This window comes from Shinella agrisoli (genome assembly GCF_046557955.1).
Classification (GTDB): Bacteria; Pseudomonadota; Alphaproteobacteria; order Rhizobiales; family Rhizobiaceae; genus Shinella.
Map to the genome: position 1 here is coordinate 85,721 of NZ_JBJIEP010000016.1, position 15,172 is coordinate 100,892.

The following is a 15,172-nucleotide window of genomic DNA, read 5'->3' on the forward strand; positions in this document are numbered from 1 at the left end:
GTTTGTGGCCGGGCGGCTTGTGGCACTCATGTGATCGCGCCCTCCATGGCCACTCCTCTGGCGGGAAACCACCAAAGACACCTGGCTTCGCAACCTAATCAATCTCCGGGCGGTTCACTCTCTCTCATAGGCAAAAAAAATAGGAGCCTAGCAGCCCCACTATTTGCTCCAATGTCCGAGAACCCAATCCCAAGCGCCGCGCTTATAGTCGTAGCGCCAATGGGCCTTGATCCATTTAGTCGCCCCGAGAGGTCGAAGGGTCTGCATATTCTGCATCCGGTCCAGCGGCTTAATAGGCTTCAGGGGACGGATCGGCTTGATCTTTTTCATGGTCGACCTCACCCCAAAACTCGTATGCCTGCGCGCACGCTCCCGGTGTATCCACCGAGATCAACCGCAACATGCCACCGGCCGGAACGCGCCACGCCCACCTTCGCACGCAACTGCTCGACTGTGTCGGCGTAGGCGGCAACGCGTTCTCGCCAGAACGAGGGGCGTCCGTCTCTAATTTCCATGGTTCCCAACCCTCTTCGAGACCAGATGGTCAATGCGGCGCGCTAAATTTTGCTGCACTGGCCGCCAGCGTTTGTATAATGGCACTTAACGCAAGAGGCGGTTTGAAGATAGGCGCGCGTCACCCGATCGCGCACGGCAGCACTGGGCGGTCAGGGTTCGATGTTGATCACCGCGGTAGTTTTCTAACCTCTTGATATTGAAGGAAACGTCGGGCTTTTCCGCCATGGCTTACGGATCGAATCCCATCAAGAGCTTTTAGTGAACTTGTCACGCGGAGTTCTGTGCATGAGCCGAAAAAATGCATTTCATCCCCGCTCACCGCGCAGATCTTCCTCGATTCTTGACACATTCTGCATCATTTTCTCGTTGCCGAACGCCAGGCAATGGAACAGCACCTCGTTGAACATGATCTCCAGCGCGCGCGTCATCACCGCGTCCGCGCCGAACAAGTTGATTCCCGGCGGGGTGATGATCGGGATGTCGGCGATGGCCTCCATCGGCGATGCGGAGACGCCGAGGACGGCGGCGAGCGTCGCGCCTCGCGCCTTGGCGATCTGGGCGGCGTGCAGCGTCGGCCGCGTCCGGCCGGAATAGGAGATGGCGATCGCGAGATCGCCCGGCTCCATCAGCGATGCGCCGGCGATCTGGTTGTGATGGTCCTCCGAGAAGCTGATGCGGATCCCAAGGCGCATCAGGCGCTGGTGAAGATCCAGCGCCACGACCGCCGAGGCGCCGACGCCGAAGACCTGCACGCTCCGGGCATCGCGGATGGCATTGACGAGCCGGTCGAGCTCCGTCGAATGGGACAGGAGATCGGCGAAGCGCAGGGCCCGGACGGAAGCGCTGTGGAACACCTTGTAGGCGATTTCCGCGAAGCTGTCGGAATGGGCGATGGCGTCCGACACCACGTTCGCCGAGACCGGACCCTGCATGCTGCGGCTTTCCTGAAGCAGCGCTCGGCGCAGCTCCTTCAGGCCGTTGTATCCAAGGCGCTTGCAGAGGCGGTCGACGGTCGAACGGCTCGTTCCCGTCCGCTCGGCGATCGCCGAGGACGGCAGGCCCGCGACGTCATATTCGGCGATGCTGAGCAGGAGCTCGATCACGCGCTTTTCAGCTGCGGAAAACGCCATGCGCGAGACGCGGTGGAGCAGAGAATCCCCTGTGGACGTCATTTTACCCCCTGTTTTGAAGCAATTTGCTTCATAAATTGCACAAAAAAACATTTTGCGAAACATAAATTGTCATGTAGGCAAAAGACGGAGGGCGGCTCGGGAGTGACGCCGTCGCAACGGAGGACATCATGAATTTCATCAGGAAATCCGCATATATCGCCGCATTGTCTGCTGCGACGGTCCTGTCGGCATCGTCCATGGCCGCCGCCGTCGAGCTGACCTTCTGGCACCACACCTATCCGCCGGCCCGCGAATTCATCGAGAAGAAGGCCGCCGAGTTCACCGCGCAGCATCCCGACGTCACGATCAAGCTGCACGACGACCCGCACGGCGACTACGAGGTCAAGCTGCTGGCCGCGATCGCGGCCGGCAATGCGCCGGACATCGTCAACGTGCTGGACTACCTGTTCCCGCAATATGCCGGCCGCGGCATCCTTGCCGAAGTCGACAACGCCGCTTTCGGCGTGAAGGACGCCGCCGCGTTCGAGGCGCTCTATCAGCCCCAGGCCCTCTCCGGCCTGACGATCAATGGCAAGGTCTACGGCGTCCCGGAAGAGTTCAACACCCTGGCGCTCTTCATCAACAAGGCGCATTTCAAGGAAATCGGCCTTGATGGGGAAGACGAGGCGAACTGGCCGAAAACCTGGAACGACCTGCTCGACGTCTCGGCGAAGCTGACGAAGGAAGACGGCTCGCGCCTCGGCTTCAACTGGGTCTGGAACCTCGATCCCTACTGGTACGCCCAGCAATACTGGCCGATCCTCCAGCAATATGGCTGCGATGTCGTCGATGGGAACGGCAAGGCGACGATCAATTCGGATGCCTGCGTCAAGGCCTTCACCGAAACGTGGCAGGCACTGATCGACAAGAAGATCGGCGGGCCGACCATGGCGACCGTCAATCCGGTCAACGCGCTGCAGGACTTCAGCGAAGGCCGCCAGTCCATGGCGATCGCCGGCATCTGGGCGCCGCCGCTGTTCTCCGACGAGGTCAAGGAGCAATATGTCGTCGTCCCGCTTCCGCAGCTCGACGCCGCCAATCCGAAGACGCTCCTGAACTCCTATGCGCTGGCCGTCACGGAAGGTTCGAAGCACAAGAAGGAAGCCTTCGAGTTCCTCAACTTCCTGACCTCCGACAGCGCGGGCTACCTCGCCGCCACGGGCTATGTCACGGGCCGCAAGGGCTGGGCCGAGAGCGAGACGGCGAAGAGCACCCGCGGCGCGGCGATCTTCGCCGAAGGCCAGAAGCACGGTTCCTTCGTCTGGCGCTCCGAGACCTGGACGCAGGAAGGCAACGCGATCAAGGCCGCCATCGAGCAGTTCGCCCAGGGCGTCCCGGTGAAGGATGCGCTCGACCAGGCCGCCCAGGACATCGACAGCGTCCGGCAGAAGTAAGGCCCGCAGCAATGAAGATCGGACAGAGCCGTTTCCGGCAGAGCAACGTGACCGTCTGGGGCATCGTCTTCGCGCTGCCCGCCCTCGGCTACATCCTGCTGTTCCAGCTCTATCCGATCCTCTTTTCCTTCTACATCAGTCTCCACGACTACGATCTCCTGTCGGACCCGGTCTATGTCGGCTTCAAGCACTTTGCCGCGCTGCCGCATGACCGGGCCTTCATGAGCTCGCTCTGGATCACCATCGCCTATGTCGCCTACACGGTCGTGCCGGTTCTGGGATTGTCGTTCGTGATGGCCTGGGCGCTGACGCAAGTGCGGACGTCCCGCGGGCTGTGGCGCACGCTTCTCTTCATCCCCTCGGTCATGCCGATCGTCTCGGTCGCGCTCGTCTGGAAGCTGATCTTCAACTTCAACGGACCGATGAACGACGCGGTCACCAGCCTCGGCGGCAGCCCGATCCCCTGGCTCAACAACAGCACCTACGCGCCGATCGCTCTCGTCATCATGAGCTGGTGGCACGCGACGAGCTATTACATGATCATCTTCCTTGCCGGCTTCCTGGCGATCCCGCGCGACTATTACGAGGCGGCGTCCCTCGATGGCGCGCGCGGCCTCCAGATCCTGCGTTACATCACGCTTCCCGCTATGAAGCCGACCATCGCGCTCGCGGTCGTGCTGTCCACGGTCAACGGTCTGAAGACCTTTGCCTTCCAGCAGATCGTCACCGACGGCGGGCCGGCGAATTCCACGCAGATCATGACCCTTCTGATCTACAAGACGTCGTTCAGCTATCTCGACATGGGCCGTGCCAGCGCCTATTCGGTCGTGCTCTTCGGCGGCATCCTCCTCGTCAGCCTCGTGCAGATCTGGCTTCTGAGGGACCGCAATGCCTAGCTCCGCCTTCCAGCGCTACAGCGCAGTCGCCATCCTCCTGCTGGGCGCCGTGCTCACGCTCTATCCCGTCGTCTGGATGGTGTCCGCCTCGCTCAAGGAGAGCCGGGAGATCTTCAGCACCGCGCTTTTCTCGATCGGATCGGCCGGCTTGAAGAACTATGTCTCGGCCTTCTCGCAGCGCCCGTTCTTCCTCTATCTCCTCAACTCGCTTCTCGCCTCGGGCATCTCCGTGATCCTGACGGTGCTCCTGAGCGCGCTTGCGGGCTACAGCTTCGCCAAGTTCCGTCACGGCCTCGCCCCCGTCTTCTGGATGGTCGTGCTGGTTTCCGTGATGATCCCGCTCGAAGCCATCGTCATTCCGCTGTTCCTGGAAGTGCACGCCTTCGGCTGGACCAACACCTATGCCGGCCTGATCCTCCCCACGGCCTTCAACGTGGTCGGCATCTTCATCTTCCGCCAGGCGATGGTGTCGATCCCCGACGCCTATATCGAGGCGGCGCGGATCGACGGCGCGAGCGAGCCGCGCATTCTCTTCTCGATCATCCTGCCGATGGTGCTGCCGACGGCCGGCGTGGTCGCGATCCTGACGTTCAATCTCACCTGGAACAGCTATCTCTGGCCGCTGATCGTCGCTTCCGACGACGCGCTGCGCACGCTGCCGCTCGGCATGGCTGCGTTCCAGGCCGGCTTCAACACGCAGTACGGCGAGGTCATGGCGTTTTCCGTGTTCGGCGCTCTGCCCACCGCGATCTTCTTCCTCTGCCTCCAGCGGTATTTCGTCGAAGGCGCCGTCGCATCGGGTGTCAAATGAGATATGCGGTCGATCTCGGCGGCACCCATGTGCGTGTGGCGGCCGCGCAGTCCGGCTGCGAATGGCGCCACCAGCACCGCTCGCGCCGCGTGCCTGGAATGACGCCGGCCGACTTCGTCGCCCTGCTGTCCGACCTCATCCGCGAATGGGACACCGGCCTGCCGCAGTCGATCGGCGTCTCGGTCGCCGCGGTGGTCGATGACGAGGGCTATCTCCTCGCCTCGGAAAACCTCGGCTGGAAGGACGTGCCGCTGCGCCAGATTCTGGCGGATGCCTTCTCCTGTCCCGTTCTCGTGGAGACCGACGTCTTCTGCGGCGCGGCCTATGAAGCGCGGCTCGGCGCAGCGGCCTGCGCGGTCTCCGCGCTCTATCTCGGCATCGGCACGGGCATCGGGCATGCCCTGATCCTCGACGGCCGGGTGTGGCGCGGCGCGCGGCGCGGCGCGAACGCCTTCGGCCATACGATTGTCGACCCGTGCGGGGCGCGCTGCTATTGCGGCCATCGCGGATGCCTGTGCACCGAGGCCTCCGGCCTGGCGCAGGCGGACAAGGCGGCCAGCGACGCACCCCTGCAGAGCCTTGCGCTGGCGATCGGCAATGCCGTCACGCTTGTCGAGCCGGAATGCATCGTCCTCGCCGGCGGCGCCCTGAACCAGGCGTGGTTCGATCTCGACCGGCTCGCCGCGCTCATCCCGGCCTTCACCTATCCCGCCGCCAGCCAGCCCCGCCTGATCCGCAGCCATGCGGCAGACCCGAATCTCTGCGGCGCCCTTTTACTATCGATGGAGCAGTCATGATCAGAGAAAGCGCAACCTACTGGATCAACAAGGCCTATCGCGAGGGCTGGGCCGTGGGCATGTTCAACGCCCACCACCTGGAGGCCGTGCAGGCGATCTCCGACGCCGCCGAGAAGGCGAGGGCGCCGCTGATGCTCAGCACCACGATGGGCGGCCTCAAGCATGTCGGCCTCGACTATTTCATGGGCATGGCCGAAGCCGCGCGGGGGCGCACCTCCGTGCCGCTCATCCTCCATCTCGACCACGGCGCCGACTACGAGACCGTGCGCATGTGCATCGAGGCGGGCTTCGATTCCCTCATGATCGACGCTTCGAGCGCGTCCTACGACGAAAATGTCGATCTCGTGCGCAAGGTTGTCGCGCTGGCGCGCCGCCACGGCGTCGGCGTCGAGGCCCAGATCGGCGAAACGCTGGCCGAGGAGGGCGACGAGGTCATCGAGCGCAAGACGACGGTCGAGGAGGCGGTCGCCTTCGTTCGCGACACCGGCGTCGACTATCTCGCCGTCTCGATCGGCAATACGCCCGGCGTTCTCGGCGACGGCGCGCCGATCGACGTGCCGCTGGTCGAGCAGCTTTCCGCCGCGCTGAAGATGCCGCTGGTGCTGCATGGCGGGACGAGCGTTCCGGCCGAAACGGTTGCCGCGGTGATCAAGGCGGGCATCGCCAAGATCAACATCGACGCGGCCGTCAAGGGCGGCTTCCGCGAAGCGCTGATCAAGGCCTACAGCGTTGCCGATCCGGTCGTCGATACGCGCGAGCCGCTCGCCGAGGCGCGCAGGCTCGCCGAGATCGCAGTCGACCGCCGTCTGCGCATGTTCGGCGCCGACGGCCGGGCGGAGTAACGGACGATGCCGGCGGCGCCTGCTTCCAAAGTCATCCTGCTGGTAGGTCTGCCCGGCGTCGGAAAGACGACGCTGGCCAATGCGCTGGCCCGGCGTATCGGCGGGGAGATCCTCAGCCGCGACAGCATCCGGGACGCGATTTTCCCGGATGTCTATCTCGACTATTCCCCCGAACAGAACCATGTCGGGACGGACACGCTGCTTTCCGTCCTGCAATATATCCTGCACCGTCACGACGGGGCACGCCTCATCATCGACGGCAAGCCGTTCTCGCGCGCGCACGAGGTTCGCAGCATCGTCACGCTCGCCGAACGCCATCACGCGCACGTCTACGTGGTGCATTGCGACGCGCCGCTCGACGTCGTCAGCGAGCGGCTGAAGAACGGCCTGTCGGACGCCGCGAACCTCAGGGCCCAGCGCACCCCGGAAAAGGCCGCGCGCATCCACGACGAGTTCGAGCCGCTGGCTATCCCTCACCTCAAGGTCGACATGACCGGCCCGCTCGACGGCATCGTCGAAGAGATCGTCGGCTATATGGCGGAGGGACGTCAGAGCGACACCGCGCCCCTCAAGAAGGAAAGTGGAGCCTGATGGCCAGCGTAACCCTCTCCGACGTCCGAAAGCGGTTCGGCGACCTCGAAACCATCCACGGCGTTTCGATCGACATCGCCGACGGCGAATTCGTGACCCTCGTCGGCCCGTCCGGATGCGGCAAGTCCACGCTGCTCCGCATGATCGCGGGCCTGGAGCCGGTGACGAGCGGTTCCGTCTCGATCGGCGGCAAGGTCGTCAACGACGTCGCGCCGCGCGACCGCGACATCGCCATGGTCTTCCAGAGCTACGCGCTCTATCCGCACATGACGGTCGCGGAGAACATGGGCTTTTCGCTGAAGCTGCGCGGATTGCCGAAGGACGAGATCGACAAGGCGGTCCGTTCGGCCGCCGCCATCCTCAGCCTGGAACCGCTTCTCGCCCGTTATCCGCGCGCCCTTTCCGGCGGCCAGCGCCAGCGCGTGGCCATGGGGCGCGCCATCGTCCGAAAGCCCTCGGTCTTCCTGTTCGACGAACCGCTCTCCAACCTCGACGCCAAGCTGCGCGTGCAGATGCGCCAGGAAATCAAGGACCTGCACCAGAGGCTTGGCACGACCTCCATCTATGTCACGCATGACCAGGTGGAGGCCATGACCATGGCAGACAAGATCGTCGTGCTGCGCAATGGCAGGATCGAGCAGGTCGGCCGCCCGCTCGACCTCTACGACCGCCCCGTCAACCGCTTCGTCGCCGGCTTCATCGGCTCGCCGGCCATGAATTTCATACAATGTAAGGTGTTGAAGGGGCAGTTCGTCGCCGGGGACGGAACCGTCCTCGCACCGGCGACAGACGCGTTGGAAGCCTCGGGCGATATCGTCTTCGGCATCCGCCCGGAGCATGTGGACCTCGATCCAGCCGGCATCCCGGCGCGTGTCCTGCTGGTTGAGCCGATGGGGTCGGAAACGATATTGTCGCTTGAGATCGCCGGGGAGCGTATCCTCGCCAGCATGCGCGAGCGGACGGAAGTCGATGTCGCATCGACGATCCACGTCTCCTTACGAAAGGAGGCGTGGCATGTCTTCGATGCGAACGGGATGCGGCTTGGATAGGGTGTCGGCGCGCGTTTCCCTATCCTTTGCGCGGCAATGCCACGCATTCGGTCAGGCGCCTTCGCGCTTCGTCCGCTCGGCGCTGGCCTTCGCCCTTTCGAGATGGCTTTTCATCAGATCGGCCGCGCGCGCGCGGTCGCCCTCCTGGAGCGCGGTGATGATGCGCAGGTGCTCCTGGCACCATTCGCGCACGCGCCGCCCATTGGTGTAGCTGGCGAATTCCAGCAGGCGGCGCAGGCGGTTCTGGTGCTGGATGGACTGGAGAAGGAAGGTGTTGCCGGAACACTCCGCGATGGTCTCGTGGAAGCTGGCGTCGAGCTCGAAGAGCTGGCGCGCCGGCAGGCTGTTGAAATCCGGCCGGGCGAGGAGGTTCAAGTGCTCCAGGCGGATATGTTCGAGCGCGGCCGGATGGGCCCGGAAACTCTCCATCAGGATGCCCGACGGCTCGATGACGCAGCGGAATTCGTAGCTGGCGTCCAGCGCGAACTTGTTGTCGAGGGTCGGCTGGAAGGTCCAATTGCGTCCCGGACCGCGCGTGATCAGCCCGTCGGCAGCCAGTGCCAAGAGCGTCTTTTGCAGAACGTTGCGCTCGACCCCGTAGCGGCGGGAGATTTCCGCCTGACCTACCGTCTCGGCAAGCTTGTGCGTGAGCCTGTCCTCGACGATGCGGGCGTAGAGATCCTGTTGCGGCGAACTGGGGACCTCCACTTCCGTCCGGCCGAGCGCCTCGGCGCCGATCTTCATGAAGAAGCCCTTGTTCTTGCGGGCCTCCACCACGCCTCTTTCCGCCAGTAGCATCAATGCCGCGCGGATCGGTGTGCGGGAGACCTGCAGCACGTCGGCAAGCTGCTGCTCGCGGAGATGATAATCCACCTGGAAACGTGAGGCGCGCGCCAACTCGACGATGCGATTTGCGAGGAGGTAGCGGTTTTGTCGGGGATTTTTGTCCATAGCCCAAAAGAAAATTGTACTATTATTTGCCTATCATACAGGCAGTTTGTGCATTTTTCAAACTTCTCGTTGCTGCTTCTGCACGATTTTGCACCGCTTAATAGGTGAAGAGACACGTATTTTCAGGAGATTCCCTTTCGCACCGGTATCTTGTCAACAAATTCCCTAGGCTCCCCGCCACTCAATATGGGTTGACGGGATGCCGGTCAAATTGTACAAGTTGATAAATTAAAAACAATAAGGCCTCTTCAACAGGCACGGTCTGCAAATTCGAATTCTGCAAACACGAATTAGGGGAACTCCGCATGAACCGTCTTCTTCGCATTCTTCTTCTCGCAGCCGCGCCGCTTGCCGTTTCCGGCACGGTTGCCGCTCAGTCCCTCGATGGCGTCAAGCTCGTGGAGGCGGGCAAGCTGACCTATGGCGTGGCGGCCAGCTTCGCGCCTTTCGAATATGTCAACGAGGGCAAGCTCACCGGCTTCGATATCGATCTCATCCAGGCGCTCGCCGAAAGGCTCAAGGTCGAGCCGGTGGCAATGAACATGGAGTTCAAGGGTCTCATACCGGCCCTCCAGGGCGGGCGCATCGATATCATCAACTCCGCCATGTACATCAATCCGACCCGCGCCGAGCAGGTCGATTTCGTGCCCTATCTCGAGATCGGCAACAATGTCATGGTCCAGAACGGCAACCCCAAGGGGATCACCGGGCGTGACGACACGATCTGCGGCAAGACCGTCGCCGTGACGCTGGGCGGCATTTCGGAAAGCCAGGCGCGCGCCGACAACGATCGCTGCAAGGCCAAGGGTCTCGGCGAGGTGAAGGTGCTGACGCTGCCCACCGCGCAGGACAGCGCGCTTTCCCTGAGCCAGGGCCGGGCCGACGCCAACTACGAGAGCACGCCGGGCGCGGTGATGGCGCTGGAGAAGATGCCGGGCGTCTTCGAGATCGCCGGAGAGCCTTTCGAGATGGATACCCAGATCGGGATTGCGACGCCGAAGGGGGCGAGCGAGCTGCAGGCGGCGCTTGCGGCGGCCATCAAGGCCATGGCCGAGGACGGCTCCTATGACAAGCTGATCGCCAAGTGGAAGCTACCGCCGTCGGTCTCGCTGTTCGACTGAGCCTCGCCAGGCCGGGGGCGCCTGGCGCCTCCGGTCCCCTCGCGCCGATACTCCATGCGGTCTCCGGTCCGCTTTAAAAACAGGGAAAGCTGACTGATGTCACTTGATCTGGTCTTCCAGTATCTACTCTCGCCCACCTTCTTCCACGGTGCGGCCATGACTCTGCTGATCACGGTCAGCTCTCTCGTCTTCGGCCTGCTGGCCGGCTTTGTGCTCGCGCTCGTCAATCAGGTGAAGTTCCTGCCCGTCCGGCTGATCGCGGTGTTCTATCTCTGGCTGTTCCGCGGCACGCCAGTCCTCTTCCAGATCATCTTCATCTACAATGTCCTGCCGACCTTCGGCATCCGCCTGACCGCGTTCGCGTCCGGTGTCATCGCGCTGTCGCTCAACGAAGGCGCCTACATGGCCGAGATCATCCGTTCGGGCCTTCAGGCGATCAAGAGCGGGCAGCGCACGGCAGGCATGGCGCTCGGCATGACCAGGCTGATGGTGATGCGCTATGTCGTCCTGCCCCAGGCCGCGCGCATCATGCTGCCGCCGATCGGCAACCAGACCATCGGCATGCTCAAGACATCGGCCCTCGTCTCGGTCATCGCCGTGGAGGAGCTGCTACTGGTGGCCAACCAGACCGCATCGGCGACCTTCCGCTATTTCGAGGCGCTGAGCGCGGCGGGCATCTACTATCTCGCTCTGACGACCATCTTCATGGCCGGCCAATACTGGATGGAGCGTTCACTTGAGCCGAAGCGTAGCCGGACGTCCAAGCGCTCTACCCTTTCCATCCTGTTGCAGCCCGCTGCCGAGAAGAATTGAGGCCATCCGATGAACGGTTCCGCTTTCCTCGAAGTCAATGGCGTCAACAAGCATTTCGGCCCCCTGCATGTCCTGAAGGACTGCTCCTTCTCCGTGACCAAGGGCCAGACCGTGGTCCTCATCGGACCGTCCGGCTCGGGCAAGTCCACGCTGCTGCGCTGCCTCAATCTCCTGGAGCCGCCGAGCGCAGGATCGATCTCCTTCGAGGGCCGGGAGATCACCGGCGACCTGCGCAACGCCCACAAGCTGCGCGCACAGATCGGCATGGTGTTCCAGAATTTCGAGCTGTTCCAGCATCTCAATGCGGTCGAGAACATCATGCTGGCACCGATGAAGGTGCTCGGCTATTCGCGTCTCGATGCCCATGACCTGGCGGTCGACCTCCTGCACAAAGTCCACATTCCCGACCGCGCCGATCACCTGCCGGACGAGTTGTCGGGCGGCCAGCAGCAGCGCGTGGCCATCGCCCGCGCGCTGGCGATGAAACCCAAGCTGATGCTCTATGACGAGCCCACCTCGGCGCTCGATCCGGAAATGATCCGCGAGGTGCTCGACGTCATGACCGAGCTTTCCGCCGATGGGATGACCTCGGTCTGCGTCACGCACGAAATGGGCTTCGCGCGCCGTGCGGCCGACCGGATCATCTTCATGGAGCGGGGCTCGATCATCGAGAACGCCACGAGCGAGGTGTTCTTCAGCGGTGAGGCCAGCGACCGCGCCAAGCAGTTCCTCAACCAGATCCTGCACTGAACTCCGTGCCTTTTCAGGGAAGTCCGATATGAACATCCGCCCCGATGCCGCTCGCATGAAGCGCGAGCTGGGTGAACTCGTCGCCATCAACTCCGAAAACCCGCCGGGTGGGGAGGGCGCGGTGGCGCAGTGGGCGCGCGAACGGCTCGCATCGCTCGGTTTCGAGGTGAAGCTGATCGAATATGCCCCCGCGCGCTTCAATATCGAGGCGCGGCTGGTCAACGGGCCGGGGCCTGTCTTCGCGTTCAACACCCATATGGATACGGTACCGGCTGGCGATGGCTGGGCCTCCGATGCCTTCACCCTCACCGAGCGCGACGGCCGGCTCTACGGCCGGGGAAGCTGCGATTGCAAGGGGCCGCTGGCCGCCATGATCGAGGCGGCGCGCATGCTGGTCGCCGAGCGGCAGGCATGGTCAGGCACGCTGATGGTGGTCTTCACCGGCGACGAGGAGGTGGCGAGCGCCGGCGCACGCCACTATTCGGCATCGCGGCCGGAGATCGATGCCGTCGTGGTCGGGGAACCGACCGGCAATGCCTGCTTTTCGGCGCACAAGGGGTCCTTCCGGCCCGTCGTGCGGATAACGGGCAAGGCGGCGCATTCCGGCAGCCCGCATCTCGGCGACAACGCCATCTTCCGCGCCGGCCAGCTCATGCCGCTGCTGGCCGCGTTCCATGACAATGTCCTGGCGCAGCGCAGCCATCCGCTCGTCGGCAATCCGAGCCTGACGGTGACGCGCATCAAGGGCGGGCATGCCGACAATGTCATCCCGGCCGAATGCGAGCTGCTGCTCGACCGCCGCCTGATCCCCGGCGAGACGGATGCGAGCGCGGAGGCGGAAATCCGCGCGCTGCTGGCGGATGCGGAAAGGACGCACGGCATCCGCGCCGAGATCGTCGGCTATCATGCGACCACGGGAGGGGCGACCGACACGCCCGAAACGGCGCCTGTCGTGCAGGCCGCCGTTGCCGCCTGCCGGGCGGCAGGTGTCGCCGAAGCCGGCCCGTTCGGCTTCCAGGGGGCATGCGACCTCGTGCATTTCATCGAGGCGGGCGCCGAGGGCGTGGTGATCGGCGCCGGCGATATTCGCGTCGCCCATCGCCCCGATGAATTCGTGCCGGCGGACGAGTTCGTCGCGAGCGCTGCGATCTATGCCGACATCGCGCGGCGCATCCTGGCGGCGTGACGATGCGGATCCATCTCTACCGTTCGCTGCTGACCTATGCGGGCCTGACGGTGCACACCGCCAGTTCCGGGCCCGTGCCCGGTCTCGACACGCTTTACCTCGAACTCGATGACGGGCGGCATCGCGGGATCGGCGAGGTACGCATCAACTGCACCTATTTGAACGGCTACGAGCCGGAGGATCTGCTGCGGCGCACCCGCGCGGCGATTGGCGGCTTCGATTGGCAGGCACTGCCGGATGCGGTTCGTGCCGCCGTTGCCGCAAGCCCGTTGCCGGCGCCGGTGCGCATGCTGTTCGACATCGCGCTCTGGGACCTCGATGCCCGGCGCGCCGGCCTGCCGCTCGCGCACCTTCTGGCCGGCGAGGCAAGGACGCTTTCGCATGCCACGAACCAGACGCTCTTTCTGTCGACCGACGAAGCGTTCGATCGGCAGGTGGCGCTTTACCTGTCGCGCGGTTTTCGCGACCTGAAGCTGCGGGTCGGCCAGGATATCGAGGCCGATTGTGCCCGCCACGCGCGCATCCGCGCCGCCCATGGCGAAACGGTCAAGCTTGCCGCCGACGCGAATGGCGCCTGGACGGCGGCGGAGGCGCCGGAGCGGCTTGCGGCGCTTTCGCGCTTCGGGCTCGCCTATGTCGAGCAGCCGATCGCGGCCGGCGACTGGGATGCGATGACGCGGCTTGCCGCCGGTGCGCCCATGCCGGTGATGCTGGACGAGAGCCTTGCCTCCGGCGCTGATGTCGAGACGCTGGTGGCGCGCGCGCCGTCGGCGGCCGGCCGGCTTCAGGGGCACCTCAAGCTGATCAAGCTCGGCGGGCTGACGCCCGCACTTTTGGCTGCGCGGTCCCTGGCCGCGGCGGGCATTCCCTTCATGATCGGCCAGATGAACGAGGGCGGGGTCGCGACGGCGGCCGCGCTTCACCTCGCCGTGGCGACGCGGCCCCTCCATGCCGAGCTCTACGGCGCGGACGGGCTGGTCAACGATCCGGCCGAAGGCCTGACCTATGCGGACGGCAAGGTCGCTGTCCGCCATGAGCCCGGCCTCGGGCTGAATTTCCGGGCGCCTTCCGCGCCCCTATCCCTGGGAGAATGAGATGGATAGCGCAGGTGTCGTGCTGGGCCAGGAGTCGGCCTTTCCAAAAGACGAATACGAGAAGAGGCAGGCGCGTGCGCGGGCCGCCCTTGCCAAGGCCGGGCTCGATGCCCTGATCATCACGGGACCGGAGAACATCTTCTATCTGACGGGGCAGCAGACGCCGGGCTATTATACCTTCCAGGCGTTGGTCCTGCCGGCTGAGGGCGATCCTGTCTTCGTCATCCGCCAGCTCGAATATTTCAATTTCATCGCCAATACGTTCATCTCCGACGCCGAGGTCTACCAGGACAGCGAGGATCCGATCGGCTTCCTGATGAAGGTGATCACGCGCAAGGGCCTTTCCGGCAAGCGCGTCGCCATCGACAAGCGCGGCTGGTTCCTGCCGATCGCCGTCTATGAGACCCTCCAGTCGGCCCTCGGCACGGTTCACGACGGCGCCGGCATCGTCGAGGCGCTGCGCGCCGTCAAGTCGCCGCTCGAAGTGGAGAAGCTGGAAAAGGCAGCGTCCTATGTAGATGCCGGCATGCGGGCCGGCCTTGCCGCCGTCGGGGCGGGCGTCTCCGACAACGACCTTGTCGCGGCCATGATGGAGGCGGCCATCCGGGCGGGTTCGGAATATATGGGCATGGAACCGCTCGTCTCGACCGGCCGGCGCACGGGCGTACCGCACGGGACATGGCGGCGCACGGCCCTTTCGGCGAACGATCCTGCCTTTCTCGAGATGGCCGCGGTGCATGACCGCTACCACGCCGCGCTAATGCGCTCGGCCTGGGTCGGCCCGGTGCCGCAGGAGGCCGAGGACATGATGAAGGTCTGCCAGGACGCGCTCGCCGCGGCGCTGGACGAGATCAGGCCCGGCGTTGCCTGCGAGGTGCCGCACATTGCCTGCCAGAAGGTCATCGATGCCGCCGGCTATACGGACAATTTCCGCAAGCGCCTCGGCTATTCTGTCGGCATTTCGTTCGCGCCGGACTGGGGCGAGGGGGCGATCCTTTCGCTGAATACCGGCGTCAAGACCGCGCTCCAGCCGGGCATGACATTCCATCTGCCGCCCGCCCTCCGCATCTACGGACGTTTCACCGTGGGGGTCTCGGAAACCATCGTCGTCACGGAAACGGGCTGGCGCCAGCTCGGCACCGTGCCGCGCGCTCTCACCCGCATCGACGCGTAACCAATTGCAAGGAGA

At 64.2% G+C, this 15,172-nt stretch carries 16 protein-coding genes; 13 read left to right on the forward strand and 3 right to left on the reverse strand.

Features of this window, described 5'->3' with window-relative positions; all coding sequences use genetic code 11:
• Positions 1-159: 159 nt before the first annotated feature.
• Together ACIIOY_RS17435 and ACIIOY_RS17445 are read right to left on the reverse strand one after the other, a co-directional pair.
• On the reverse strand, positions 160-330 hold the full coding sequence (locus ACIIOY_RS17435; RefSeq protein ID WP_411035953.1) for a hypothetical protein: 171 nt from the start codon (positions 328-330) through the stop codon (positions 160-162).
• Positions 331-821: 491 nt separating this feature from the next.
• Positions 822-1,688, reverse strand: a complete 867-nt coding sequence (locus tag ACIIOY_RS17445; protein ID WP_411035955.1) for a MurR/RpiR family transcriptional regulator — start codon at positions 1,686-1,688, stop codon at positions 822-824.
• Between the two features lie 128 nt (positions 1,689-1,816).
• On the opposite strand from ACIIOY_RS17445, the gene ACIIOY_RS17450 reads away from it, so the two are divergent.
• From ACIIOY_RS17450 to ACIIOY_RS17480, 7 genes are read left to right on the forward strand one after another with little or no spacing between them, the layout of a single operon-like run.
• Positions 1,817-3,082: an ABC transporter substrate-binding protein gene (locus tag ACIIOY_RS17450; protein WP_411035956.1), complete on the forward strand. Its 1,266-nt coding sequence runs from the start codon at positions 1,817-1,819 to the stop codon at positions 3,080-3,082.
• 11 nt (positions 3,083-3,093) lie between these two features.
• Positions 3,094-3,978, forward strand: coding sequence for a carbohydrate ABC transporter permease (locus tag ACIIOY_RS17455; protein ID WP_411035957.1), 885 nt, complete (start codon positions 3,094-3,096; stop codon positions 3,976-3,978).
• The gene (locus tag ACIIOY_RS17460; RefSeq protein WP_411035958.1) at positions 3,971-4,789 is read left to right on the forward strand and encodes a carbohydrate ABC transporter permease; all 819 of its coding nucleotides are present in this window, start codon (positions 3,971-3,973) and stop codon (positions 4,787-4,789) included. Before ACIIOY_RS17455 ends, ACIIOY_RS17460 begins: the two co-directional genes overlap by 8 nt.
• A complete protein-coding gene (locus ACIIOY_RS17465; RefSeq protein ID WP_411035959.1) occupies positions 4,786-5,586 on the forward strand; it encodes an ROK family protein in 801 nt (266 codons plus the stop codon). The genes ACIIOY_RS17460 and ACIIOY_RS17465 overlap by 4 nt, the downstream gene beginning before the upstream one ends.
• Positions 5,583-6,428 carry a class II fructose-bisphosphate aldolase gene (locus tag ACIIOY_RS17470; RefSeq protein WP_411035960.1) on the forward strand — a complete coding sequence of 282 codons (846 nt, stop codon included), beginning with the start codon at positions 5,583-5,585 and terminating at the stop codon, positions 6,426-6,428. The genes ACIIOY_RS17465 and ACIIOY_RS17470 overlap by 4 nt, the downstream gene beginning before the upstream one ends.
• Before the next feature lie 6 nt (positions 6,429-6,434).
• Positions 6,435-7,019: a P-loop nucleotide/nucleoside kinase family protein gene (locus ACIIOY_RS17475; RefSeq protein WP_411035961.1), complete on the forward strand. Its 585-nt coding sequence runs from the start codon at positions 6,435-6,437 to the stop codon at positions 7,017-7,019.
• A complete protein-coding gene (locus ACIIOY_RS17480) occupies positions 7,019-8,068 on the forward strand; it encodes an ABC transporter ATP-binding protein (RefSeq protein ID WP_411035962.1) in 1,050 nt (349 codons plus the stop codon). The genes ACIIOY_RS17475 and ACIIOY_RS17480 overlap by 1 nt, the downstream gene beginning before the upstream one ends.
• A gap of 51 nt (positions 8,069-8,119) precedes the next feature.
• Here the strand turns inward: ACIIOY_RS17480 and ACIIOY_RS17485 are convergent, their stop codons facing one another.
• Complete coding sequence (locus tag ACIIOY_RS17485; RefSeq protein WP_411035963.1) at positions 8,120-9,019, reverse strand: GntR family transcriptional regulator; 900 nt, start codon at positions 9,017-9,019, stop codon at positions 8,120-8,122.
• A 305-nt stretch (positions 9,020-9,324) separates the two neighbouring features.
• Between ACIIOY_RS17485 and ACIIOY_RS17490 the strand changes: the two genes are divergently transcribed.
• From ACIIOY_RS17490 to ACIIOY_RS17515, 6 genes are all read left to right on the forward strand, one after another.
• Positions 9,325-10,140 carry an ABC transporter substrate-binding protein gene (locus tag ACIIOY_RS17490; protein WP_411035964.1) on the forward strand — a complete coding sequence of 272 codons (816 nt, stop codon included), beginning with the start codon at positions 9,325-9,327 and terminating at the stop codon, positions 10,138-10,140.
• Positions 10,141-10,236: 96 nt separating this feature from the next.
• Positions 10,237-10,953, forward strand: a complete 717-nt coding sequence (locus tag ACIIOY_RS17495; RefSeq protein ID WP_411035965.1) for an amino acid ABC transporter permease — start codon at positions 10,237-10,239, stop codon at positions 10,951-10,953.
• Positions 10,954-10,962: 9 nt separating this feature from the next.
• Positions 10,963-11,703, forward strand: a complete 741-nt coding sequence (locus ACIIOY_RS17500) for an amino acid ABC transporter ATP-binding protein (protein WP_411035966.1) — start codon at positions 10,963-10,965, stop codon at positions 11,701-11,703.
• 28 nt (positions 11,704-11,731) lie between these two features.
• Complete coding sequence (locus ACIIOY_RS17505; protein ID WP_411035967.1) at positions 11,732-12,889, forward strand: M20 family metallopeptidase; 1,158 nt, start codon at positions 11,732-11,734, stop codon at positions 12,887-12,889.
• Positions 12,890-12,891: 2 nt separating this feature from the next.
• Positions 12,892-13,983 (forward strand): mandelate racemase/muconate lactonizing enzyme family protein, encoded by a 1,092-nt coding sequence (locus tag ACIIOY_RS17510; RefSeq protein WP_411035968.1) that lies wholly within the window; start codon positions 12,892-12,894, stop codon positions 13,981-13,983.
• Between the two features lies 1 nt (position 13,984).
• Positions 13,985-15,157, forward strand: coding sequence for a M24 family metallopeptidase (locus ACIIOY_RS17515; protein ID WP_411035969.1), 1,173 nt, complete (start codon positions 13,985-13,987; stop codon positions 15,155-15,157).
• The last annotated feature ends 15 nt before the right edge of the window (positions 15,158-15,172 follow it).

Coding starts and splice junctions, on each gene's coding strand:
- ACIIOY_RS17435 (WP_411035953.1), bottom strand. CDS start 330: ATGAAAAAGATCAAGCCGATCCGTCCCCTGAAGCCTATTAAGCCGCTG.
- ACIIOY_RS17445 (WP_411035955.1), bottom strand. CDS start 1,688: ATGACGTCCACAGGGGATTCTCTGCTCCACCGCGTCTCGCGCATGGCG.
- ACIIOY_RS17450 (WP_411035956.1), top strand. CDS start 1,817: ATGAATTTCATCAGGAAATCCGCATATATCGCCGCATTGTCTGCTGCG.
- ACIIOY_RS17455 (WP_411035957.1), top strand. CDS start 3,094: ATGAAGATCGGACAGAGCCGTTTCCGGCAGAGCAACGTGACCGTCTGG.
- ACIIOY_RS17460 (WP_411035958.1), top strand. CDS start 3,971: ATGCCTAGCTCCGCCTTCCAGCGCTACAGCGCAGTCGCCATCCTCCTG.
- ACIIOY_RS17465 (WP_411035959.1), top strand. CDS start 4,786: ATGAGATATGCGGTCGATCTCGGCGGCACCCATGTGCGTGTGGCGGCC.
- ACIIOY_RS17470 (WP_411035960.1), top strand. CDS start 5,583: ATGATCAGAGAAAGCGCAACCTACTGGATCAACAAGGCCTATCGCGAG.
- ACIIOY_RS17475 (WP_411035961.1), top strand. CDS start 6,435: ATGCCGGCGGCGCCTGCTTCCAAAGTCATCCTGCTGGTAGGTCTGCCC.
- ACIIOY_RS17480 (WP_411035962.1), top strand. CDS start 7,019: ATGGCCAGCGTAACCCTCTCCGACGTCCGAAAGCGGTTCGGCGACCTC.
- ACIIOY_RS17485 (WP_411035963.1), bottom strand. CDS start 9,019: ATGGACAAAAATCCCCGACAAAACCGCTACCTCCTCGCAAATCGCATC.
- ACIIOY_RS17490 (WP_411035964.1), top strand. CDS start 9,325: ATGAACCGTCTTCTTCGCATTCTTCTTCTCGCAGCCGCGCCGCTTGCC.
- ACIIOY_RS17495 (WP_411035965.1), top strand. CDS start 10,237: ATGTCACTTGATCTGGTCTTCCAGTATCTACTCTCGCCCACCTTCTTC.
- ACIIOY_RS17500 (WP_411035966.1), top strand. CDS start 10,963: ATGAACGGTTCCGCTTTCCTCGAAGTCAATGGCGTCAACAAGCATTTC.
- ACIIOY_RS17505 (WP_411035967.1), top strand. CDS start 11,732: ATGAACATCCGCCCCGATGCCGCTCGCATGAAGCGCGAGCTGGGTGAA.
- ACIIOY_RS17510 (WP_411035968.1), top strand. CDS start 12,892: ATGCGGATCCATCTCTACCGTTCGCTGCTGACCTATGCGGGCCTGACG.
- ACIIOY_RS17515 (WP_411035969.1), top strand. CDS start 13,985: ATGGATAGCGCAGGTGTCGTGCTGGGCCAGGAGTCGGCCTTTCCAAAA.